Source organism: Paenibacillus aurantiacus (genome assembly GCF_042431225.1).
Lineage (GTDB): Bacteria > Bacillota > Bacilli > Paenibacillales > Paenibacillaceae > Paenibacillus_Z > Paenibacillus_Z aurantiacus.
This window is the reverse complement of sequence record NZ_JBHMDO010000022.1, coordinates 158804-182112: the sequence shown is the minus strand read 5'-3', so window position 1 is coordinate 182112 and position 23309 is coordinate 158804. Positions and strand designations below refer to the sequence as shown.

Below are 23309 nucleotides of genomic sequence, written 5' to 3'. Positions count from 1 at the left end.
GACACGTTTTGACCAAGAAGAGAAAACCTCCGGAGCGATCCTCTTTATCGGGTGAGCCGGAGGTTTTGCTGTATCCGCCGAACTCTCCGCATAACCTCGCTTGCGTGCCGTTCCCGCCGGCCCAATCGCTCGTCTTCTTCTGACGCCCCTCAATTCTCGAGACCGTTTAGCGCCGCGACAATAAGAAGTCCTTCTCGGCGCGACGCCGCTTTCGGAACGCTCGTTTTGTGCCGCTCACAACTCCTTGACCAGCCTGTTGAGCGGTCGAAAACACTTCACGCCCGCTTTCGATCTATGTTACGATTTAGGTATGTTCTCAACATTTTCCGACATTCTGATCGAGATGGAGAGGTATAGACCCGATGAGTGACGCCGTCCACAATTATATCGTGATCATTTGCGTGTCCGGCGTACTTAGCGTGCTGCTCGGGATTTATGCCTGTACGCTCAAGTCGACCTTCTCCGGGCTCAGAACCTTCCTGTGGATCTCGGTCTTCTCCGCCATTTATACGTTCAGCTTCGCCCTCGAGCTCGCCAGCACGACGTACGAGGAAGCGCTGCGGTGGACGTATGCGGAGTTCTTCGGCATGCCGTTCCTTGCGCCTTGCTGTCTCCTCATGGTGATGCAATACATCGGGCTGGACCGGTTCGTGACGCGGCGCAATTTGATGCTCATGTTCGCCATACCAGCCATTACGCTGTTGATGGTGCTCACGAACGAATATCACCATCTATTCTATGCCGATGTTTATATCCGTCCGGGCGAATCATCGCTGTTCCTGGACATCGAGATTGGTCCGTGGTATATCGTCAACGGCAGCTATACGTTCGGCTGTCTGCTGTTCGGCGGCATTCTGCTCATCCGCCAGTGGCGGGGGGCGCGCTCGGCTTACCGGCTGCAGATGGCGATCCTGATCGCGAATTTGTATATCCCGATGGTGACCTCGTTCCTCTACTTAATGGGCCTCACGCCATATGGCATGGATCTGGTGCCGGTCACGTTGTGCGTGGTGAACGGCCTGTACATCTGGTCGATCGTCACGTCGGGCCTGCTGACGGTCGCGCCCGTCGCCCGGGCAGCGATCTTCGAAAGCATGCGGGATGCCGTGCTCGTTCTGGACCCGTCAGGCCGCGTAGCGGACTACAACGGCGCCGCGCTAAGGCTGATCCCGATGCTCGGCCAAGCGTCGATCGGCCGAACGCTGCGGGAGCTGCCGCTTACGCCGGCCGTTGCGGACTTGGTTCCGTCGCTCGAGGCGCTGGACGAAGAGGAACGCGACTTGCGGTGGATGCACGCGGACGGCACGCTCAGCTGGTACAAAGCGCACGCCTGGCCGGTAATGCGTTCCAGGAAGCAGCTGGGCGGCAAGGCGATCGTATTCGTCGATGTGACCGAGTCCGTCCGGCTGCATGACGAGCTGCGGCATTTGGCGACTACCGACGGGCTGACGCAAATCGCCAACCGCGCGTATTTCATGCAAGGCGCGCAGGAGCTGCTGACCAAGTCGCGGCTGGCCGGGCAGCCTTGCGCGATCGTGCTGCTGGATATCGACCACTTCAAATCCGTCAACGACGAACACGGCCACGCGGCGGGGGACCAGGCGCTCCGGCACGTCGTGGCCCACTGTCTGCCGCATCTGCGTTCAGTCGATCTGTTCGGCCGCTACGGCGGGGAAGAGTTCGTGCTCTGCCTGCCAACCACCGACACGAACCAGGCAATGCTGCTGGCTGAACGGCTGCGCGGCGCGATCGCGAGCCATCCGCTTCCGCTGGAGCAGCTGTCGCTCCCCTTGACGGCGAGCTTCGGCGTGGCCGTCAGCCATTCGCCCCACGATACGCTGGATACGCTGCTTCGCCAAGCCGACGATGCGCTGTACCGCGCCAAGCGGGGCGGACGCAACGCGGTGGAGCCCGGCGCTCGCAGTAGAGAGAACGTTCCCGGTTAACGGCCGGGGGCGTTTTTTTGTTCCATTGGGAGGATCGGTCGGAGGCGCGAGTAAACTTTCAGCCCGCGCTCAGCCTGTGTTCAGCGTGCGCTCAGGTTCGAAGCCGTTATCAAGGATAGGCAGCAAAAGTATGACGCCATTCCGCCATTAACGGGAGCTCCTACCATGTCCATTTCCATCCACAACTACCGCACGTCGCACAACCGGTACGCCAATCAAGAACAGAGAACCGCGTCCGCTTCGACCGATAGCAGCCGCATGAAGCGTACCGATGCCGACTCGATCGCGCTCAGCCTGGATGCGCTTCCGTATCTCGCGCAGCAGCAGACACCGGCGACCTTGGCGGCGGAGAACGCCGTGGACGACAAGAGCGAGATCGGCACCGATCGGAAGAAGACGATGCTGACCAACCTGCAGGCCCGACTGGCGGAGAACGGCGAACCGGCGGCGGGGAGCGGCGGCGAAGGCAGTCCGCTGGCGGCAGCGATCTCGGCGCTGACCGAGCAATTGAGCGGCTTCGATGCCGATGCGGCGACGGACGAGGAAGTCTCGGCGCTGTTCGATTCGGTCGCCGATACGATGGACGCCATGCGGACGGGCGGCCCGCCGCCGATGCGCATGGACGGCGGCGGATTCCCGCCTTCGATGCAGAGAAGCGAGGATGAGGGGAATGCGCAGACGCTGGCCGACATGAAGTCGATGCTCGCCGAGCTGCAAGCGAAGCTGGAAGGCTAGTCCGAATCGGATGCAAGCGAGCTGCCGCCGGGTCTCGCCGAAGCGATGGCTACCGCCCAAGAAGAGCTGGCCGGCTTCGATGCCGGGACCGCGACGAACGAGGGCGTATCCGCTCTCTTCGAGACGGTCGCGCAGACGCTCCGCCAATCACAGCCCGAGCCGCCGGCGAGACCGGAAGGGGAGAGCGGCCCACCTCCCATGCTCCAAGCAATGGGCGGCCTTATGCCAATGTTCACCTGGGGGCTGAACACGGAGGAGAACGGCGAGACGGAGAGCAGCATGGCAGAAAGCACATCTTCGTCCGCATCCGGCGAGGCCGCAAGCGCGATGACCGCGGGTGATATGAAGGCGATCATCGCTGAGCTGCAGGCGTAGTTCCTGAACCCGGATACCTCCGGCACCGTCCGGCTCTCCTCCGGCCTGGCCGAAGCGCTAATTGAGGCCGCCGCAGATTCTTGTTGTACCGCCGCTAAGACAACAAAACGGCGGCACCGGGAACATACCCGTGCCGCCAGTTTATTCGCAATCCCACCAACCTACTAGGCATACGTTAATCAAGAATCGTTACTTCAAACGCCTCTACAAGATTCTTGTTTTTCGGATGTACGGAGACCCATAGATCTGCGGTCGCATCGGTATGTTTAAGCAACTCTTCATACACGACAGATATTTTAGTTGTGTCACCTTGCATTCGAAAAACTCGCGTTCGGTCACTTATTATTACATTTCTGGATGGATTAGGGTCACTGGTAATAAAAGATTCAATATATGTCTTAAAATCTGGTTCCGAGGGGCTGAAGTCTAATAACATAAGATTACTTCGAACATGAAGATCGTCGGGGTATAGATCTTTATCCTGCTCAACATTAGTTACTAAAGAGTAAATTTTCGCCTGATAATGATGGTATACCCGATTGGTGTCTTCATTGGGAGCATTATTATTACTGCAGCCTGAGAGGAAGAGAATCAATAACGCTACCACTATTTTCTGCATTATGGTATCCTCTGTCGATATTATTTACTTGTGACATACCACATTTTTCCGGTTCCATCGTAATCATAATGGACATAATTCGCCCCGACAACCGAAGTTTTCCAAACAAAATTATGCGCAGTTCTGAAGGCTGTAGTTACTGAGTTACTCCATGTTCCAACTGGAATCGGAATCTCAACACCTGCTGCAAATGTATACTCGGTAGTGTAACTGTAAGGTCTTGACCCGGTTCCCGTAGAGTTGTTAAAGACTTCAAAAAGTGCCCCATATTTGTTATTAAATACGTCAGCTGATGGCTTTCCGTCCATTGATGAAACGTAATATTTCGCAGTTGAGGAGGGACCATTTAGTCTAATTGGAGTTATGGAATATTCCGACCACTGATAAGTATTATAGTACATTACATCGCTCTTTTTATACAAATAGTAGTACCAAACATAGATATCTCTAGCAACATTACAATAGGTAATATTGTCATATATGCATTTCCCATTAACAGTAAGGTCTGCGCCAGTATTAATATCTACTGAATATCCTAAAGACCCGTTAAGGGTCCAGCCAGTAGCTCCATTCTTTTTTACACCGGAAGAAAGGCTAACTTTAGCCCCGCTATTTAGGGTGAATTGAACCTGTTCATTACTACCAAGATGAACAGTCGCTACTTTGACATCAGCATTATATTGTATTTCTTCTTTTGTACAAATTCTATAACCAACACCACCACCAAACTCATAGCAATCACCTACTGCCATCGGAGATACCAATGAATTCTCTTTTGAAGCAGCCTCGGTTTTTTGGGGAATATCTTTACCTGTGAATTTTGTCTTAACCGTCTTTATTCTATCTTTCTCTAGCACTTTGAGTGCCTTCTTTGACTCCTTGTCACTCTTTAACTTTATTGAATTCTTTGCGTGAGGAACAATAAAAACTTCACGAGTCAGTTCATGTTCAGGTGAAACAAAATAAGCCTCATAAACTGCGTCAGCAACTTCACCTGGGGCAGAATCTATTTTTTTCTGTGATAGGCGGGACTCAAATATGATCTGCCCCTTTTTATCTGTTTTCCCCTCAAATACTGGTTTCTTATGGTCGTCTTCAGAAAGTGCGAAAATGGCTACAGCCGCATTCTCAACAGGCAATTCCTTGGAGTCAACAGCTTCAATTGTAACTGCAGGGGTTTCGGATAATTCCGGCAATACTTCCAATTCACTTGCCGAAAGTTCGGGGAGCGACTCTGTCTCAACTACCTGACTATTAACTGTCGCTTCATTTGTAATTTCTGATGAGGGCCCGGATGCACTTGCTACCCCCATAACTGAAGTCAGCAACGCAAGAGAAAGCATGATTGACAAAAATTCAATTAATCCAATTTCCATTGACACCTTTATATTAGAACTAGTTCCATGATATGTAAATAAGTTTATTGTTTCAAATTCTAAAGTTTGTATAAATAGATCCACTTGCAAGATTTTTCTGCAATAGAATTGTTAAGTGACTAAGTCTGCTCACATGTTTCAACCCCCATCATCCTTTTCCACATACCAAAAAGGCCGAACATCGCCTCACGGCGCTGTCCGGCCCTCCCATTTACATAAATACGCTCAAGAACGCCCCAACCGCGCGCTCCGGATCGACGTCGATCGCCACTTCGATCTCCGAGCCGACCGTCGGCTGCGGACGCAGATCGGCGACGACCATGCCGAGCGTCAGCGGACTTTGGCACTCGACTCGTACTTTCATCCGGCGGTACGTCACCATGTCCGGCTGCAGCGCGACCATCATGGCGAGCGGATCGTGCATCGGCGCGCTGCCCAGGTAGTAGTTCACCTCGCGGTAGAAGTTGAAGTAGTACCGCAGCGACTGCTCCATGAACGCGATGAGCGGCTTGTTCTCCTCGCGGCCGAAGCGGTTCAAGTAGTTCAGATGCTCTTCCGTGATGCGGGTCTTGAGCGTGACGTCGAGACCGACCATCGTCACCGGCAGGCCGGAGGTGAACACCTGATCCGCCGCTTCCGGGTCGCCCCAAATGTTCGCTTCTGCGACCGGCGTGATGTTGCCCGGCCCGAGCACATTGCCGCCCATTACGACGACTTTCTTCAGCTTGCGGGTCAGCTCGGGATCTTGATCCAGCGCGTGCGCCAAGTTCGTCAATCGGCCGAGCGTGACGAGCACGATCTCGCCCGGCAGTTCGTTCGCCTTGCGGACGATGAAATCCGCCGCGGACTCGTCGATCGGCTTCTGCGGCGACGGCGCAAGCTCCGCATTGCCGATGCCGTTCTCGCCGTGGACGTGAGGCGCGAACGTGCCCGGCTCCCGTACGAGCGCGCGCGTCGCGCCGAGCGCTACCGGAATGTCGTAGCCCGGATTCGCCAGCGCCAGCAGGCGCAGCGTATTGTCCGCCGCTTGTTCGACCGGCGTGTTGCCAAATACGGTCGTAATCCCTTCAATATGCACGTTCGGCGCGCGCAGCGCGTACAGAATCGCGAGCGCGTCGTCGATGCCGGTATCGCAGTCAATGATGATTTTCGTTTGGGTCATCGCGCAAGTCTCCTTTAAATTTACTCTCTCGTATTATGACATACATCGGCGGATTTGATCGAGCTTGCCCGCGATATTCTTTGCAGTCCCAGGCGTGGGGAAGAGGGGGAAACCCGTCCGCCAGCCGATGTTTCTCCACCGACGCTTACTCACCTTGGCATGCCCGCCGCCCGGCGCTTCCCCCGCAAGCAAAACCCCATCCCGCCGAAGCAATGCCGTCAGGTTAAGCCCGTCAAGACGGTGGAGGAGACTGCTTAAGCCATCCGCGCCTGCAATAACGACGCCACTGTCGTTATTGCTCGTCCGCAGGCCATCCGCGCCTGCAAATAGCGACGAATACATCCTTCATTGCAGGCGCGCGCATATTTCACCCGAACGTTTCCCCTTAACCTGACAGCATTGCCCGCCGAAGAGGGGATATCATGACCCATGAATAAGTCCGAGCCACCGCCAATACGGTACGCTGAGTACAGCCACCAGCACGACGGCCGCCCCGTAGAATAATGCCACGAGCTGGCCCTGCCGGTGGCTGAACGCCTTCTCCTCCGAGCTGTAATAGGCGGTCAGATACGTCGGCGACTGATAGGTGAAGAAGAACGGATCGGTCGACAGCAGGATCATGAAGACGGCGATCCACGGATCGATGCCGGCCTTCTCCGCCAGCGGAACCAACGCCGTGACGAGCAAAATGACCGCCGGGTCGTCGCGCACGATCAGCGTGACGAGGAACGACAACCCGATGACCGCGCAGAGGAAGAGCGTCGGCGAAGCGATGAACGCCTCCATATGAGCGCCCAGATAATTCGATAGGGCGGCCGAGATCCCTAACGCTTCGGCCGCATTGGCGAAGCTGAAGGCGACCCCCAGGAACAGCAGGAACGTCCAGTCGATCCCCGTCATCACGGCATTGCGGTCCAGCGTACCGGACAGCACCAACACCGCGAACCCGCCCATGAGAATCCACGTACCGTCGATGCCATGCATCGGCTGGAGCATCATCAGCACAATACAGCCGATGACGGTCAGCAGCGAGATGCGCTCTGCCTTCGCGAGCGGTCCAAGCAAGCGCAGCTGCTCATCCAGCACGCCCGCTTCGATCGGCTTCGCTGCCGTCGTACCGCGGAACATGAAGCTGAGCACCCCGAGCATTACGGCCGCGAACACGATGAACCCCGGCAGCGCGTACAGCGCCCAAGACAGCCATGACACGCCCGGCGCACTCGGCACCAGCCCGTATGCCATCGTGTTCGTGTACGAGCCGGTGAGCAGGAACGGCGCGGTGAACCCGTAGAAGATCATCGCCGCAAGGCCCAGCCCCGCCGCGCCCCCGCTGCGGTCGCGAAATCCCATCGATTCCGACAGCGTCCGGGCGATCGGAACGCCGAGCGACACTTTCGCCGACGAGGAGGGGATGAGAGGATTCAGCACGATGCCGCCGGCGACGATGCCCCAGAGCTGCCCCCGGTAATGGGGCGGGAATCGTTTGAGCGCATGCAGCGAGAAGCGGTACAGAATGCCGGATCGGGTGATGGCCGCGCTCAGCGCCATGATGAAAATCATGTACAGCCACGTCGGCGACGCGAAGCCGGACAATGCCTGCTCGGGTTCGATCAGTCCGCCGAGCACCCAGAGCAGCACCATGCCGAGCGCTACGATATAGTCGGGGACGATGTTCACGATCCATAGCAGCACGGCGGCGATGCCGATCCCGATGAAAATCATCCCATGCCGCGACAGCTCGCCGACCGGCGGCAAATAGATAAACAGCAGCATGCACAGCGCCGCCGCGATCGCGCTGGTCCAGCCTGCCCACGGTCCGCCCGCAAGCTTGCGTGCCCGCTCGGCTTTCTCGCGATTGCGCCTTACGGCCAATTCCTGCCGGGTGAGCTCGTAACCCCGCGTGGATGTCCGGTCGTGCGGATCGGCAGCGTCCTCGGCCATTCGGAGATACGTCATCGCCCGTTCGTTGTCTCCCAGCTGACGGCAAAGGTCGGCCCCGCGCTCATAGAGATGCGGAAGCTGCCCAGTCTCGCCCTGACCCAGCAAGCAAGCGGTTACATCCTCCAGCATCCGCAGTCCTGCTTCGGGATCCAGCGTCCTGGATGCCGCAAGCCACTTCTCCAGCACCGCTGGATACTCGCTCATCAGCATCGGCGGGCAGGCGCGGAACGCCTCGAACAGCAGCAGCGTGCCTTCGTTATTCGGCGCATGGGAAGCGGCTGCCTGATCGGCCGTTTCCAGCGCCTCCGGCCAATCGCCGGCGTCCGCGTACAGCTCGGCGAGCTCCGCCCAATGTTGCCGCGCGCGATAGAAGCGCGCCGCTTCTTCGCGCCATACTCGCTTGCCTTCCTCGCCGAACCGCTGCGTACCCCGGTCAGACAACTCCTTCTTGAACGCTGGTTGGATACGGTACCGTCCCGCGCCGCCAGCCGATTCGTCGGCATCGTGGAAGGCCAGCTTCGCGAAGGCCGGATGCTTGGCGTATTCCTCGTCCATTCGGCAATGGAACGCCGCATCAATGAGCGCCGAAGACGCCGCCGGCAGCTCCGCCAGCCACAGCACGATCCGGTCAAGCGGCTCTGGCAGCTCCGTCAGCTCCTGCAGCACCCATTCGCTCTTCGTCTGCAGCGTCTCGTGCAGCTGTCCGTTCGTCGCCGTCAGCCTGCGCGAGAGCATGCGGATGAAATACGCGGAGATCGAAGGGTGCTCGGCGATCAGCCGGTCGAACGTCTCCCGGTCAATCTCGTACAGCGCCATCTCGCCAAGCGCCACCACCGTCGCCGAACGCGTCTCGCCGGTAAGCAGCGCCATCTCGCCCAGACTGTCGCCCTGTCCGAGGACGGCCAGCGGCTGCCGCGTATCTCCGACCTGAGAGTAAAGCTGCGCCTCGCCGTGCTCGATGATGAACATACTCTCGCCGAAGTCGCCCTGCTCGAATAGCGCTTCCCCGGCGTGCAGGCGCCTTTTGGTCAGCCGGCCGAGCAGCTTGGACAATTCGACGTTCGATAGCCCTTGAAACAATGCAATTTCCGAAACCTTCATGCCACTTCGTCCTTCTCCACAATGACTTTTCACCCATTGTACCTAATTTCAGATAGGGTGGGAACCACATTGTCGGCCTAACGACCCATGCCATCGGTCGAAACCACGCGAAACTCGCCTTAGCTTCACAAGATCTCTATATTCGCTTAATATCGCGCATACATTTCATCCCTAAGCTTGGTGAATCCAGATATGCCAATTAGGGGGAAACTAGACCATGAACAAATTCGCGACCGCCATTCTCGCCGCCTCGCTGCTGCTGTCTACAGGCAGCGCGCTGGCCGCAGCACCCGCTACATCCGAGCTTGTGCCGCTGCGGGAGAAACTGACCAGCATCGGGGCAACCGTGCAATGGGAAGAAGAGGACAAGGCCATCCTGTTCAAATTGAAGAACGGTATCGCGGGCATCGTGACGCTGGGCGAGAAGGAATACCGCCTGGCTGGCAAAGACGTCAAACTCGCGCAGCCTGTCCAAGCCGCTCGCGGCATCATCCATGTGCCGGCATCGTTGTGGGCGAGCATTGAAGCGGCGAATGCCAAATACGACGGCCAGCCAATCCCGGCCTTCACCGTGAAGGCGCAGGGGGAGACGTCCGCGGTCGCGGACGTCGACGACGCGGCGGACGATCCGGCCATCTGGGTCGATCCGACCGACCCGGGCAAGAGCAAGCTGGTCGCCACGAACAAGGCAGGCGGCGTCCTCGTGTACGACCTCTCCGGCAAACAGCTGCAATCGTACAAGCTGGGTAAAATGAACAACATCGATCTGCGCTACAACTTCCCGCTGGGCGGCAAGAAGGTCGACATCGTCGCGGCCACGAACCGGACGAGCAATACGATCGACGTCTTCACTATCGACGGCAAGAGCGGCGCGCTGAAGTCGGTCACGGCCGCGCCGATTAAGTCGGCGATGGGCGAAGTATACGGCTTCAGCCTGTACCACAGCATCAAGACCGACAAATTCTACGCGATCGCGCTCGGCAAGGACGGCGAGTTCGAACAATACCTGCTCAGCGATAACGGCAAAGGCCAAGTCACCGGCAAGCTCGTCCGCAGCTTCCAACTGGCGACTCAATCCGAGGGCATCGTAGCCGACGACGAATACGGCACGCTCTATATCGCGGAGGAGGATTATGCGATCTGGAAATACGACGCCGAACCGTCCGGATCGAAGAAGCCGCTCGCGACAGTCGATATCGCCGACGGACGGCGCCTTCAGGACGACATCGAAGGCCTGACGCTCTACTATGGCAAGGACGGCACAGGTTACCTGATTGCCTCGAGCCAAGGCAGCAACAGCTACGCCGTCTACGATCGACAAGGCAGCAACCCATTCCTGGCGCGCTTCGCAATCGGCGACGGCGAGACGGCCGACGGCACGAGCGAGACGGACGGCATCGACGTCATCAGCTTCGGGCTGGGCAGCGACTATCCATACGGCATGTTCGTCTCCCAGGACGATCGTAATATGGAAGGAAGCAAGCAGCTCAATCAGAACTTCAAGCTCGTCGGCTGGGAGCAGATCGCGGCTGGTCTTCGCGTCAGCCCGACCGCCGAGGGCGGCGTAGATCCGCGCAAGCTCGTATGGCGTAAGAACTAACGCGTGGCGGCACGACCGCTCGAGTCCGCAGAATAAGCCTTAATGTATGGCTGGACCCGTTCTTGAACCCAGGGTCGCATGACGTACCAAAGAAACGAATAAAGCCGCTCCTTCGCCATCGCCGGATGGGGAGGGAGCGGCTTTGCGCCGTCTGTCGGCATGCGTCGTCTCCGCTGCAGTGCCTGCATAATGTTCAGTATCGGGAGGAGATTGAGCAGACACAGGTGGATGGGCAAAGAAATTGGAAGCAGCGGTCGCCGTCCACCACCACCCAAACAGCCCAGCACGAAGAGTCGAACGTAAGCCTTGTCCGCGAGGACAAAGCGTTCCTGGCACGAAACGCCCCGCCGTCCACCACCTAACTTGCAAGCACGAAAGCGGGTGTCCAGCGGTGAAAGTTTTCCGGAGGACAACTGCTTCGGAAGCATGCGCTCAGCCCTTGGAGCCCCCTCGGGTATAGTTGACAGGCTTATGTCTTAGAACTTCAAACCCCACTGAAGCTTTGTCCGCAGGACAAAAGCGTGCCCAGCTCAAGCCGACCCGCCGACCGCGAACAATTGTGTCCGCACGAAAAAGGGAGTCCAGAGGGCGAAGCCCTTTGGTTCCCCTCAGCGGAGGGGGAAGGGGGTGGGAGCAACAAAAGCGGGGTCAAGGGGGCGGAGCCCCTTCTTAACCTGACAGCATTGCGGAGGGGGACCGGGAGCGTCGAGCAGGCACGAAAACGGGTGTCCAGAGGGCGGTAGCCCTTGGAGCCCCCTCGGCGGAGGGGGTTTGGGGGAGGCCTAAACCGTCTCGAACTGCCGGCCGTGCAGCTCATGGTATAAGCCGCCTTGCGCCAGCAGCTCTTCGTGCGTGCCGCGTTCGGCGATACGCCCGTCCTGGATGACCAGGATACAATCCGCGCCGCGAATCGTGCTGAGCCGATGCGCGATAATGAAGCTGGTACGGCCCTTCAGCAGCGTCTTCATCGCGTCCTGAATGCGCAGCTCGGCGAGCGTGTCGACGCTGCTGGTCGCCTCGTCGAGGATGAGCAGCGCCGGATCGGCCAGAATCGCCCGCGCGATCGTAATCAGCTGCCGCTGGCCGTGGCTGACGTTGCCGCCCTCCGATGTCAGCATCGTCTCGTAGCCGCGCGGCAGCTGAGTAATGAATGCGTGCGCATGCGCTTGCTTGGCAGCTACCTCGATCTCCGCATCCGTCGCATCCAGGCGGCCGTAGCGGATGTTCTCCCGGATCGTGCCGGAGAACAAGTGCGCGTCCTGGAGAACGATGCCGATCTGCCGCCGGAGCGCGTCTCGGTCGAGTTCGTCGATCGGGATGCCGTCAATGAGAATGCGTCCGCCCGTAATATCGAAGAACCGGCCGATCAGGTTGACGATCGTCGTCTTGCCCGCGCCTGTTGGCCCGACGAGCGCGATCGTCTGACCCGGCTTCGCGGTGAATGTAATATCCCGCAAAATCGGCTTATCCGGCGAATAGGCAAAGGCGACATCGCGGAATTCGACGCGGCCGGTTAGCGCCCCCGGCTCGCGAGACGCTCCGTCTTCGTACTCGGAAGGCGTATCGATGATGTCGAACGCCCGCTCCGCGCCGGCCACGCCGGATTGAATCAGGTTGAACTGGTTCGCCAAATCCCGCAGCGGCCGGCCGAACTGCTCCGAGTAGCCGATGAAGCTGATCGTCACCCCGACGGTCGCCTCGCCATGCAGCGTGAGCCAGCCGCCGACCGCGGCGATAAGCAGGTAGCTGAAGTGGCCGACCATGTTCATGACCGGCCCCATCAAGCCGGAATAGATTTGCGCAATCGTACCCGCCTTCTTGAGGCGGCCGTTCATCTCGCCGAATCGCGCCAGCGCGCGCTGTTCCTGATGGAAGAGCGTGACGACCTTCTGGCCGGATACGTTCTCTTCGATAAAGCTGTTCAGTGCGCCCAGCTGCTCCTGCTGCGCCCGGAACTGCCGCTTGGTCACCGCGCTGATCCGTCTCGAGACGAAGAGGATCAGCGGCACGGTCACGAGCGCCGTGATCGTCAGCCAGCCGTTGAGCGCCGCCATCATGGCGAACGAGCCGACCAGCATGATGACGCTGGACAACAGCTGCACGAGCGTCTGGTTCAGCGTATTGGCCACGCTCTCGACGTCGTTCGTCGTGCGGCTCATGAGTTCCCCGTGCGTCCGCCGGGCGAAGAACGGCACCGGCAGCCGCTGCAGATGACGGAACAAATCCGCGCGCAGCTGCCAGACGGTGCGCTGGGCGACATCCGCCAGCCAATGCGCCTGCAGCCAGTTCACGAAGCTGCTCAAAGCATAGACGGCGAGCAGCAGCAAGCAGACCGAGAAGAAACCGTCGAACTGTCGTGCGATTATGTAACGATCGAGCGCTCGTCCTAGCAGATAAGGGGCCGCCAGCGTCAGGCTTGCAGAAGCAAGCGTCGCCGCCATGACGCCATACAGCCGCAGCGGCTGGCGCAGCAGATAGCCGCCAAGCCTTCGCAGCGTGGCGGAATTCGGTTTCGTTGTCTTCGCGGTAGTCATAGGATCACGCTCCTTGCTGGGACGCGGCGATGTCCCGGTACAGACGGCTTCGGCGCAGCAACTCCTCATGAGTGCCGCTTGCGGTAATGCGTCCGTCTTCGAGCACCAGAATCCGGTCCGCATGTTCGATCGATGCGATTCGCTGCCCGATGATTAGACAGGTCGTCTCCTGCATCAGCGTCTGCAGCGACTGCCGGATACGCCGGTCGGTGTTTAGGTCGACAGCGCTCGTGCAGTCGTCGAGAATGAGGATGCGCGGCTTCGTCAGCAACGAGCGCGCGATCGAGATCCGCTGCTTCTGCCCGCCGGAGAGATTCACCCCGCGCTGGCCAAGCTCGGTGTCGTAGCCGTGCGGGAGCGCCGCGATGAAGTCGTGCGCCTGCGCCGCCCGCGCGGCGGCAATGATCTCTTCGTCCGTGGCGTCCGGCTTGCCGTACCGGATATTGTCGCGGATCGTGCCGGTGAACAGTAGCGCCTGCTGCAGCACGACGCCGACCTGCCGGTGAAGCTCCTCCGGCGCGATATCCCGAATATCCGTGCCGTCGATCAGAATTTGCCCTTCGGTCGCCTCATATAAGCGAGGGATCAAGCTGATCAGCGTTGATTTGCCGGCGCCGTTCACGCCGACGATGCCGATCGTCTCGCCCGGCTCGGCCTGGAAATCGATATCCACCAGCACGCGCTGGCCGGACGCCCCGCCGTAAGCGAAGCCGACCCGGCGGAACTCGAGCGAGCCACGGCGCGCATTCCTGGTCCCGCTATCAAACGCGCGTCTGTCCGCGGCCGACTCCCAAGCTTCGCCGTTCGCTTCTCGAGTCAACGACGCCCCCAGTCCCACCGCCTGCTCTGCGCTCCGCTGATCCATCGCCTTGTCCGACCGGGCATCGAGCAACTCGACAAGCCGCGCAGCCGATGCTTTCGCCCGAGCGATCACCATCAGTTGTCCGCCCAGTCCGACGATCGCGAACAACAGCTCGGTGACATAGGCGAGGAAAGCGGCCAGACTCCCGACTTCGAGCAGTCCCTTCTCGGTCAAGCCGCCGCCGTACCAGAGCGCGACGACGATGCTGAAGTTGAGGATGACCGACATAAGCGGGCCGTTCAGCGCCGCGACGCGGGCAGCCTTGAGGCTCGCCGCCAAGAAACGGCCGTTCGCCTCGCCGAAGCGCCGCTCCTCATAATCGCCCCGCACGAACGCCTTCACGACGCGTATGCCGGAGAGATTCTCCTGCAGCACCGCATTCACGCCGTCGAGCTTCTCCTGCACGGCGCCGTACAACGGTACGGTCAGCTTCGTCATGATGACAAGGAAGACCACGAGCACGGGGATCATCGCCAGCAGGATGAGAGACAGCTTCGGGCTGATCAGCACGGCCATGACGATGCTTCCGACCGCCAGGAACAAACACCGCGCGACGATGCGCAGCGTAACCAGCACCATTTGCTGCATCTGCGCGATATCGCCGGTGAGCCGGGTGACGAGCGAGCCCGAACCGAAGCGGTCGAGCGAAGGGGCCGAGAGCGATTGGATCTTCGCGAATAACGACTGCCGCAGATCGGTGCCGAACCGCTGCGATGCCTGCGTGGAGAACACCGTGCAGCCGACGCCGCCGATCAGCCCCACCAGCGCCACGCCGAGCATGATGAGTCCGGTCCGCACAATATGATCCAGATCGCCGGCGGTCACGCCGTCGTTGACGATGCTGGCCATCAGCCGCGGCTGGAGCAGATCCATAATGACTTCAAGCAGCATAAAAAGCGGCGCGAGCAGCGCCGTCCACCAATAAGGCTTCAAATAACGCATCAGCTTAAGCAAGTATGGCACACCTCCGGTACTACGATAGCGAATCGTTGCGGCCAACCACAGCTCTTCATCAATCGCATCGGTTAAAGTAGAACAAGTATAGGCGCTTACCCATCGGGTGACAATGGAATCTTCCAATATGCGGCATGGATTTTACGCGCACAGTTCGGACACGCGGATGACAAAAAGAGACCCGAACGCGGCGGTTCGAGTCTAGCGGTGGCTGCCTGCATGTCTAGAAGCCGCGTTCTCTCAGCCCTTCGGCTGCCTCTTCGGCCAGGTATCGGCTAGTTCGCCGACTCCCTTGCCCGCGACGGGCGCAAGTACGCGCCGCGTGCTAATCGCCCACGTGAAAAATCTTATGTTCCGCATACATAATGAGCGTAATCACCAGCAGCGTCACAAGCAATCTCGCCACGTCCAGCTCGTAGACGACGGGATAACCATTCACTTCCCACCGGGGCTTAACCAGCATCCAGATCGGGGCGTACACAACGTTATGAATCTCTTCCTGCGGGCCCCAGACGCCCCGCTGCGGGACGAGCAAAATGCCGAATACGAGCATAAGCAGCATATAGATGAAATAGCTCATTCTACGCCGAATCCGATCCGCCATGTGTAAAAGCCTCCTCCGCACACCAGCATTTTCCTGATTCTACCATATTAATGCTGTGCTAGGGGAAACATTTTTAGGAAGACGCGCTTTCCGCCGCGGCTTTAGCGGACTTCCCGGACGTCCGTCCAGCAGCGGCACCGACGAAGCGGTATCCTCCGGCCGCGACGACCGTCACCGCGCCAATGGCGATGAGCACGCCGCCGATGCCCAGCCATCCGGCCAGCGCTGCGCCAATCACCGGCGCGACCAGCATCGAGCTTGTCTGGAGCGCGCCGGCGAGCGCGGACACCGGACCGACCGTCGCCTCATCCGTCTCCGACTGGAGCACATAGCCGAACGGGACGGCGCTCTGCGCGCCGGTGAAGCCCAAGCCCGCGAACGCGAGCAGCCAGACCGCGAGCGGAACGTCGATAATCTCCGCCGCCGCCAAGCCGACGGACACGATGAGCGTCCCCGACGCCAAGCTCGCTCCCGCCATATAAGCGAGCGGCCGCCGCTGCCAGCCGCTCCACTGTCCCGCTACCAGCGCCCCGACTACGCTGCCCGCACCCACTGCGCCGACCAGCAGGCCAAGCCGGCTCTCGTCCATCCCGGCTTCCTTGGTCAACAGCGGGAACAACCCGTCATAGAGGAACACCAAGAAGAACATCGAGGACGCGAACAGGATCGCGCCGCGCAGCGTCGGCCTCCCCAGCATATGACGCCACGCCGCGCGAAGGCTCGCCTTCTCCTTCTTCTCCTCGCTCGCCGCGCCGCTCCAGGCGGGGATGGCTGCCAGCATGATCGCGGATAGCGCGTACATCGCGGCCGAGGCGAAGAACGGCGCGGTCGTGCCCAAGCCGCTCAGCAGCGCGCCGCCTGCAGCCGGACCGACGATCTTCGTCAGATTGGCCGCCATTTGGCTGAGCGACGACGCTTGCGCCAGCGTAGCCGGGGCGACCAGCCGCTTCACCGCGCCTTGCCGGAGCGGGTCGAAGGTCGCGCTGACGCTGTACTTGACGAGCACGAGCGCCAGCAGCACCGGCAGAGACGGCGCGAACGCCAGCCCAACCGCCGTCCCTGCACGAAGCAGATCGCAGACGATCATGATCGTCTTGCCCGGCATCCGCTGCGTGCGCACGCTCATGAACGGGCCGACGACGACATAGGGCAGTCCGATGCAGATCGAGAGCGCGGCGAGCGCCATCGAGCCATGCCCCCAGGCATAGACGATCAAGGCACTCAGCGCGATGAAATCCAGCCAGTTGCCGAAGTCGGACAACAGCTGTCCGGCGAACAGCCGGCGGTATCCTTTCTCTTCAAGGGGGCGCCATAGCGGCGCATGCTTCTGCATTGTATTCGTCATTTCCGAGCTCCTCCGGTCGCAATAGGGTATACATCTACCCTACCGCCGCAATGTCAGAGGATTATCAGACGAAGCCAAGTTCTTGCCGAAGCTGCGTCCGGATTTGCGCTTCGATCTCCGTCAGCCCGATATCGTCCGCAAGCTGCTTCCACTCCTTCGCGTACCGCTCCCGGAGGCCAGCCAGCTCCGGCTCACTGCCAACGGATACCACCGTATGATAGGCGTTCATCAGATTGGCCAGGAACCGCGACTGTCGAATCAGCTCAAGCCCCCGGTCGATCTGCGCCAGCCCATGATCCGCATCCATACGGTAAGCCGCGATGCCCATTAGCACCTGATACTGTCCCTTCTCCCGCTGGTAAGGGTACTGATGCAGCTTCCGCACGGCGTCGGCCGCCGCCTCGGCCAGTTCTGTCCATCGTCCAGCCCGAATCATGTACTCGAGTCCTAGATTGGCTGCATACGGGATAAGTCCTTCCCAGCCGTTCCGTTCGGCCTCTGCCGCAAGCTCCTCCTGCTTCGCACGCGCCTGATCCCACGCGCCCCAGTCCATGCTCATCGAAATGATCGCCATCGTCGCAAGCTCCGTATGCCAGAGCGGCGGCAGCATGCGGCGTTCCAGCGCCCGTTCGACGTAAGCCCTGTTCTCCAGCGGCTGCAGGAGTTGATACAGGTACAGCAGCAGGAAAGCCCGTTCGGCGAAAGGCGCTTCCTCCCGCACGATGAATCGCACGTCCCGTCCTTCCATCATGCGGAGCAGCATCGTGAATGCCGGCTCGGCCTCGAAGCCGAGTACCTCCTTGTTCCGCGACAGCGTTAACAGCGCATCCCCGCGGCCATAGCGCAAATACGTCCCGGCGATGGCCCGCATATCCTCCGAGAATGCCGCCAGGCGAGGCAGCGGATTGCCGTCATTATTCGATTCCTCCGCAATCAGCCTATACCCGCGTCCGCGGATCGTCTCGATCCGAATGCCCGGCCATTCCGCAAGCTTGCGCCGCAGCCGGTACACATGGTCGTCCACCGTCCGGTCGGTCGGCGTCTCCATCGGCCATACGCCATCCAGCAGCTGTTCCCGCGACAGCGTCTGCCCGGCATGCCGGTGCAAATACCGGAGCAGCCCGTACTCTTTCGGAAGCAGGCTCATCGCCTGTCCCCGCCATGTCACGGTATAAGAACCGTCCTCCCACCGCATGCGGATTCCTCCTTCTCATCTCCTTCTATCCTAGCAGAAAACACGGCCGAAAGGCGGAAATACGCCCACTTTCGCAAAGCAGTTGACGTCGGTAATCATTGCGGACGCATGCATCCTGTCCCGCCCGCCAAGCAGCCCCAGACGCGAAAAAAGGCCGCCCGCTAAGGCGACCTTTCTCTGTATAAACCGATCTAGTACCGTTCTGCTCTTAGTGAGCCAGCGCGAACAGACCGTGGATGTGCGACAGGTAGCGAATGTTGGACGCTTCCTTCATAAGCGTAGCCGGCAGACCTTTCAGGTGCGTTTGGTTGCCGCCGATCATGCCGATCGCGTCTTTGCGTCCGAGGCTGCCCAGCGTACCGGAGAACACCGGCGTGAACACGTCTTCGACGCCGCCTTTGAACTTCACCGCCAGGTTGTAGCCGACGACTTCGCCCATCTGCCAAGCCAGCTGAGCCGTTGGCGGGTATGGACGCGCGCCTTCGCTCGGGATGACGACCGCGCTGTCGCCAGCGAGGAAGACGTCCGGGTGCGAAGTGGAATGCAGCGTGTCGGTAACGGTCGCGCGGCCGCGGTTTACTTCGATGCCGCAGTTCGCGACAACGGCGTTGCCGCCTACGCCGCCCGTCCAGACGAGCGTGTTCGTTTCGATCGTTTGGCCGTCCTTGAGGGAGACCGTCGTCTTGGTCATCTCCGTGATCGCCAGACCCACGAGGAATTTCACGCCACGCTTCTCGAGCGATTTGTATGCACGGTCAACGAGGTTCTGCGGGAAGCCGGCCAGGATCGACGGACCTGCTTCGACACAGTACAGCTCGATGTCGTTGTAATCGATGCCTTTCTCACGGCAGACAACCGGCAGCTTGTCGGCGAATTCGCCTACGAGCTCGATGCCCGTCAGACCGCCGCCGCCAACCACGATACGCGCGTCAGCTTTGTTGCCCGATGCTTTGTAAGCGTCGAGGCGAGCTTCCACGTGCGCGCGGATGCGGTTCGCATCATTAACGGATTTCAGCACGAAGCTGTTCTCTTCGAGGCCCGGGATACCGAAGAACGCGGTCTCGGAACCAAGCGCGATAACGAGCGCATCGTAGGAGTATACGACGCCGCTTGCCAGCTCAACGCTCTTCTGGTCTGGCTTAATAGCCGCGACGGTGTCGATTACCAGGTTCACGTTCTTGCCGCGAAGCAGCTTCTCAAGCGACAGGGAAACAGCTGGCTCGGCGATGCTGCCTGCAGCCAGACGGTGCAGCTCGGTGATGATTTGGTGCGTCGGGAAGCGGTTCACGAGCGTGATTGTCGCTTCTTCGGCCGACAAGTATTGACGCGCTGTCAATGCGGTCAACAAACCGCCGTAGCCGCCGCCAAGAATGAGAATTTCTCTGGACATGTTTATCCCCCGTTCCCTACAGTTTGTTCTGGTCGCGTTCTGCCATAGCGTTCAGGAACGCCTGTGCAAAACGGAGCGTTTTTTGGACTTGCGGATCTTTGAGCATTTTCAGCATGCCGAACAGACCGATCGACGTCGTCTCGACTTGTGCACGGTCGTTCGCCTCGATTGCTGCAGCCGCAATGCCCTTCGCCTTATCGACAACGGGAGTTACCATTTCGCCTAAGCCGCCCATCATGTCGTTAATGAGCACTTGGTCCGTGGCAATGCTTTGCGCGAAATCGTAAGCCTTGGTCATCATCGTGACCATCTCCGCCAGTTTCGGCAGGTTCTCCACCAGAACGGTTAGCGATTCTTGAACCTCCGGCTTGATCAGCTGATCCAGAATATCCAACTGCTTGCTGGCCGTCAGCTCAGCCGTTTGTACAGCCTCAGGTGTTGACATTAGAAACGTCCTCCTTTACGGAAAATCACGGTTTGGTTACCAGTTCGCGTGCCTGCTTCGGCCTGTTCCGGTTAAGGTCCAAGCGCCTTGTGACAGTTTTCACATAAAAAGCCAGAGGAGTCTGACCCTCTAATTAACGCGTTTTATTCACGATCGGAAAGCTCCGAGCGCGCTGCGCAGGCAAGAACGAATTTTAACCTTCACCTTATTCTACACCTTTGAACAAAAGGTGAACAATAATTTTTTTCTTTCCGGACTCAATTTGTTTGAAAAGCAACAAAAATCCGGCCGAATTTCCACAATAAGTGCGAGACCTTGAACCGGAATTATTTGACCCAGGCGATCACCCAAGCGCTGCTGGTCATTATCATGAGTTTGATTTAACGGCTATGTCGCGACGCGCTAGAATCGACAACAGGCCGCCCCCGGACCGGTGGCGGCTCGTTGTCATGCTTATAACCGCTTGCGCTTATAGAATACGACGACCAGACATGCCAGCAGAAGCACGACGACAGCGATGCCGGACGTTATCGCCTCCTTGACGCTCCCCTCCGGCTGCGCCGCCTGCTGGCCTCCCGGGCCGAAGCCCATGCCGCCTGGTCCTCCGCCCATACCGCCGAAGCCCTGAGCACCGTCCGGACGCATGCCGCCGCCAAACCCTTGACCGTTCTGGCCCGGCCAGTCGCCCGGCGGTTGCGGCCCGTTGACGCCTCCCTGCGCGTTGCCTGCCGCCTGCCCGTTCGGGCCCGTTCGCGCACCGCCCGTTGCCTGCTGCCCGTTGACGCCTCCCTGCGCCGCTTGCTGCCGACCATTCGCATTCGAGTCTGTCTGCCCTGCGCTTGGGGTCTGCGCGACATTCGGGCTCGTCTGCGCCCCGTTCGGCGTCCGCTGCCCGCTTGGGTTCGGCTCCGTCACGGTCTCGCCGCCGGCGCCGCCCGCCGGACCTGCAAGCGCACCTGCATCGAACGCGACGTCTCCGCCCGGGCCCGCTTCCGCGGATTGCCCGCCTGGCGGCTCGGGCGCTTGGCCGACGTTCGCGCCGCCAGCACCGGGCAGCATGCCGCCCATACCGCCCATGCCGCCGCGTCCCATTCCGCCGCCGCTACCCGAACCGTCGCCCGACGACGGCGACGTACCGTCCAGCTGGGCTTGGATGCTCGCCGTCTGCGTATCGTTGAAGCTGATCAGCTCCGGAATGGCCGCTTCATACTGCTCGTACGTGTAGAACGCCGTCGGGTCCTGCTTGACGTATGCAGAGATGAGCTGCGACAGCTCGGCTACCCTGGCCGCGAAAGCATCCTTCGCCAAATACCCTTCCATCGCTCTGGCCAATATATTGTGATATTTCGTCTTGTAGGCATCCACCTTCAGCAGCTTATCGACCAGCGGCCGGTCAGCCAGCGTCCCCTGCGTCGGCTCGTCGATGAGAATGCCCGAGCCGCCGAATCCGCCGAACGCCATGTTGTAATCCCAAGGCAGCACCGAGAATATGCCGTTGTTCTCGTACAAATAATAATTGTGCTTGTTCTGCCCGAGGTAGCTGTCCATGTTGCCGCTCAGCACGTTGAGGGCGATGAACTTCAGCGCGTTCTCGACGTCGAGCGCCGACTCGTAATTCGTCCCGTTGTTGAGCTCATCCAACATCTCGAGCAGCACGCCGTCATTGGCGGACTCGCTCTTCAGATCGAGCCCGACGTAGGCCTTCAGCGTCTTCAGCCAGTTCAGCTCGCTGCCTGCGCCGCCGTTCGCCTTGTAGAGCGCGCCGTAGGCGTTGTCGAAGTTGCGGTCCAGATATGCCTCGCCGATCTGCTCGACCGCCAGGTAGAATCCTTTCAATTCCCCGTTCACGTAGACGTTGACGTACGAGAATTTCGGCGTCGGCAATCCCATCGATTCCGCCAGCTCGTAAGCGAGGAACTCCCGCATGTACGTCGCGTCGCTGAAGTTATTGTTGAGATTGATTTTGCGTATGCCTTCGATCGTCTGGCTCGAAATATATTCGTCGAACGACAGCTTGAAGCTGTAGCGGTCGGAATCCGAATTGACGACGCTGCGCAGGCTCAGGTTGCCTTTCGTCCGCACCGCCACATTCTCGTATTTCACGCCGTTGTATTCGACGGTCGCCATCTTATATTCTTCCGCGCTCGCGTTATCGAGCATATCCTGGAAATCCGCTTCGTCCAGCGTGATCTTCACGTCGACGACCTTATCCTTCGGAAATACCTGCGTATCCAGCTTCTGCTCTTCCGCGCTCGAGGTCGCCGTATCCGCCGAAGCAGCATCCGCCGAGATCCTGCCGCCGAGGGCGCTGCTGCCCGGAACACTCGCGCCCAGAGCGGAGCAACCGGTCATGGCCAGCAGTAGCAGGACCAACAGCAGCAAGGGCGCTGCTTTCGCTCTCATCCTCATTCGCTCCTCCCCCGCTTAAGATACATAATCGCCGCTGTAGCTGATGAGCACCGCGCTCTTCACGCCGCCAATCGCCGTCAGTCCGTTCACGAACCGGCCTTCCTTCTCCTTCATCCGGATCTCCACCGTCGTCTCGATATTGCCGTCCGTCACCGTCTTTTGTTTGACGTTGTAACGTTTGACCGTCTTGGCGACAAGCTTGAGCGCTTCTTCCTCATCTTGATCTTCGGCGCAGTTCAGCACGAGCAGATAGGGCGTTTCGAATGAAGATTTCTTGATAAAGAAGAACAAGATGAGCCCGACGATAACGGAGCTGACGAGCGCCAGCGTGTAGAAGCCCGCACCCGCGACGATCCCGGCCGCCGCCGCCCAGAACAAGAAGATCAGGTCCGTCGGGTCCTTGATCGGCGTCCGGAAACGAACGATCGACAGCGCGCCGACCATGCCGAGCGAGAGCACGAGATTCGAATTGACCGCGATGATGACCGTCGCCGTCACCATCGTCATGCCGATCAGCGAAATATTGAAGCTCTTCGAATACAGCACCCCGCTGAACACCCGTTTGTAGAGCAGATAGATGAAGTAGCCGATCAGAAAGGCAATGCCGAGCGTCAGCAGCATTTTGCTCAGAGCGATGTCCGAAGTGAAATTGTCGACGACCGAGCTTTTGAGCAGATCGCCGAAACTCTGCGTTTGCGTTGCGTTCGTTTCCATAG

Annotated in this window: 17 protein-coding genes; 4 read left to right on the top strand and 13 right to left on the bottom strand. The window is 59.5% G+C overall.

Going from position 1 to position 23309, the window contains the following annotated elements; genetic code table 11:
- The first annotated feature begins 362 nt into the window (after positions 1-362).
- The 3 genes from ACFFSY_RS12495 (at position 363) to ACFFSY_RS12485 (ending at position 3056) form a co-directional block, all read left to right on the top strand.
- Entirely contained in the window at positions 363-1946 is a 1584-nt protein-coding gene (locus tag ACFFSY_RS12495; protein ID WP_377494313.1) for a histidine kinase N-terminal 7TM domain-containing diguanylate cyclase, read from the top strand.
- 165 nt (positions 1947-2111) lie between these two features.
- Positions 2112-2681, top strand: coding sequence for a hypothetical protein (locus ACFFSY_RS12490; protein WP_377494311.1), 570 nt, complete (start codon positions 2112-2114; stop codon positions 2679-2681).
- 45 nt (positions 2682-2726) lie between these two features.
- On the top strand, positions 2727-3056 hold the full coding sequence (locus ACFFSY_RS12485; protein ID WP_377494309.1) for a hypothetical protein: 330 nt from the start codon (positions 2727-2729) through the stop codon (positions 3054-3056).
- Between the two features lie 175 nt (positions 3057-3231).
- On the opposite strand, the gene ACFFSY_RS12480 is transcribed toward ACFFSY_RS12485, so the two are convergent.
- The 4 genes from ACFFSY_RS12480 to ACFFSY_RS12465 form a co-directional block, all read right to left on the bottom strand.
- Positions 3232-3675, bottom strand: coding sequence for a hypothetical protein (locus ACFFSY_RS12480; protein ID WP_377494307.1), 444 nt, complete (start codon positions 3673-3675; stop codon positions 3232-3234).
- 20 nt (positions 3676-3695) lie between these two features.
- Complete coding sequence (locus ACFFSY_RS12475) at positions 3696-5135, bottom strand: hypothetical protein (RefSeq protein ID WP_377494305.1); 1440 nt, start codon at positions 5133-5135, stop codon at positions 3696-3698.
- 127 nt (positions 5136-5262) lie between these two features.
- The gene (locus ACFFSY_RS12470; protein WP_377494303.1) at positions 5263-6213 is read right to left on the bottom strand and encodes a nucleoside hydrolase; all 951 of its coding nucleotides are present in this window, start codon (positions 6211-6213) and stop codon (positions 5263-5265) included.
- A 420-nt stretch (positions 6214-6633) separates the two neighbouring features.
- Positions 6634-9255, bottom strand: coding sequence for an SLC13 family permease (locus ACFFSY_RS12465; protein WP_377494301.1), 2622 nt, complete (start codon positions 9253-9255; stop codon positions 6634-6636).
- A 217-nt stretch (positions 9256-9472) separates the two neighbouring features.
- On the opposite strand from ACFFSY_RS12465, the gene ACFFSY_RS12460 reads away from it, so the two are divergent.
- A complete protein-coding gene (locus ACFFSY_RS12460) occupies positions 9473-10855 on the top strand; it encodes a phytase (protein ID WP_377494299.1) in 1383 nt (460 codons plus the stop codon).
- Positions 10856-11637: 782 nt separating this feature from the next.
- Here the strand turns inward: ACFFSY_RS12460 and ACFFSY_RS12455 are convergent.
- From ACFFSY_RS12455 to ACFFSY_RS12415, 9 genes are all read right to left on the bottom strand, one after another.
- A complete protein-coding gene (locus ACFFSY_RS12455; RefSeq protein WP_377494297.1) occupies positions 11638-13389 on the bottom strand; it encodes an ABC transporter ATP-binding protein in 1752 nt (583 codons plus the stop codon).
- 4 nt (positions 13390-13393) lie between these two features.
- Positions 13394-15205: an ABC transporter ATP-binding protein gene (locus ACFFSY_RS12450; RefSeq protein ID WP_377494295.1), complete on the bottom strand. Its 1812-nt coding sequence runs from the start codon at positions 15203-15205 to the stop codon at positions 13394-13396.
- 325 nt (positions 15206-15530) lie between these two features.
- Positions 15531-15809 (bottom strand): hypothetical protein, encoded by a 279-nt coding sequence (locus tag ACFFSY_RS12445; protein ID WP_377494293.1) that lies wholly within the window; start codon positions 15807-15809, stop codon positions 15531-15533.
- Between the two features lie 73 nt (positions 15810-15882).
- On the bottom strand, positions 15883-17154 hold the full coding sequence (locus ACFFSY_RS12440) for an MFS transporter (protein WP_377494291.1): 1272 nt from the start codon (positions 17152-17154) through the stop codon (positions 15883-15885).
- Between the two features lie 64 nt (positions 17155-17218).
- Positions 17219-18349 (bottom strand): winged helix-turn-helix domain-containing protein, encoded by a 1131-nt coding sequence (locus tag ACFFSY_RS12435; RefSeq protein WP_377494289.1) that lies wholly within the window; start codon positions 18347-18349, stop codon positions 17219-17221.
- Between the two features lie 208 nt (positions 18350-18557).
- Positions 18558-19739: an NAD(P)/FAD-dependent oxidoreductase gene (locus ACFFSY_RS12430; protein ID WP_377494287.1), complete on the bottom strand. Its 1182-nt coding sequence runs from the start codon at positions 19737-19739 to the stop codon at positions 18558-18560.
- Between the two features lie 16 nt (positions 19740-19755).
- On the bottom strand, positions 19756-20184 hold the full coding sequence (locus ACFFSY_RS12425) for a helical membrane plugin domain-containing protein (RefSeq protein WP_377494285.1): 429 nt from the start codon (positions 20182-20184) through the stop codon (positions 19756-19758).
- Between the two features lie 453 nt (positions 20185-20637).
- On the bottom strand, positions 20638-22587 hold the full coding sequence (locus ACFFSY_RS12420; protein WP_377494283.1) for a CotH kinase family protein: 1950 nt from the start codon (positions 22585-22587) through the stop codon (positions 20638-20640).
- A gap of 21 nt (positions 22588-22608) precedes the next feature.
- Complete coding sequence (locus ACFFSY_RS12415) at positions 22609-23307, bottom strand: DUF4956 domain-containing protein (RefSeq protein WP_377494281.1); 699 nt, start codon at positions 23305-23307, stop codon at positions 22609-22611.
- Positions 23308-23309: the final 2 nt, after the last annotated feature.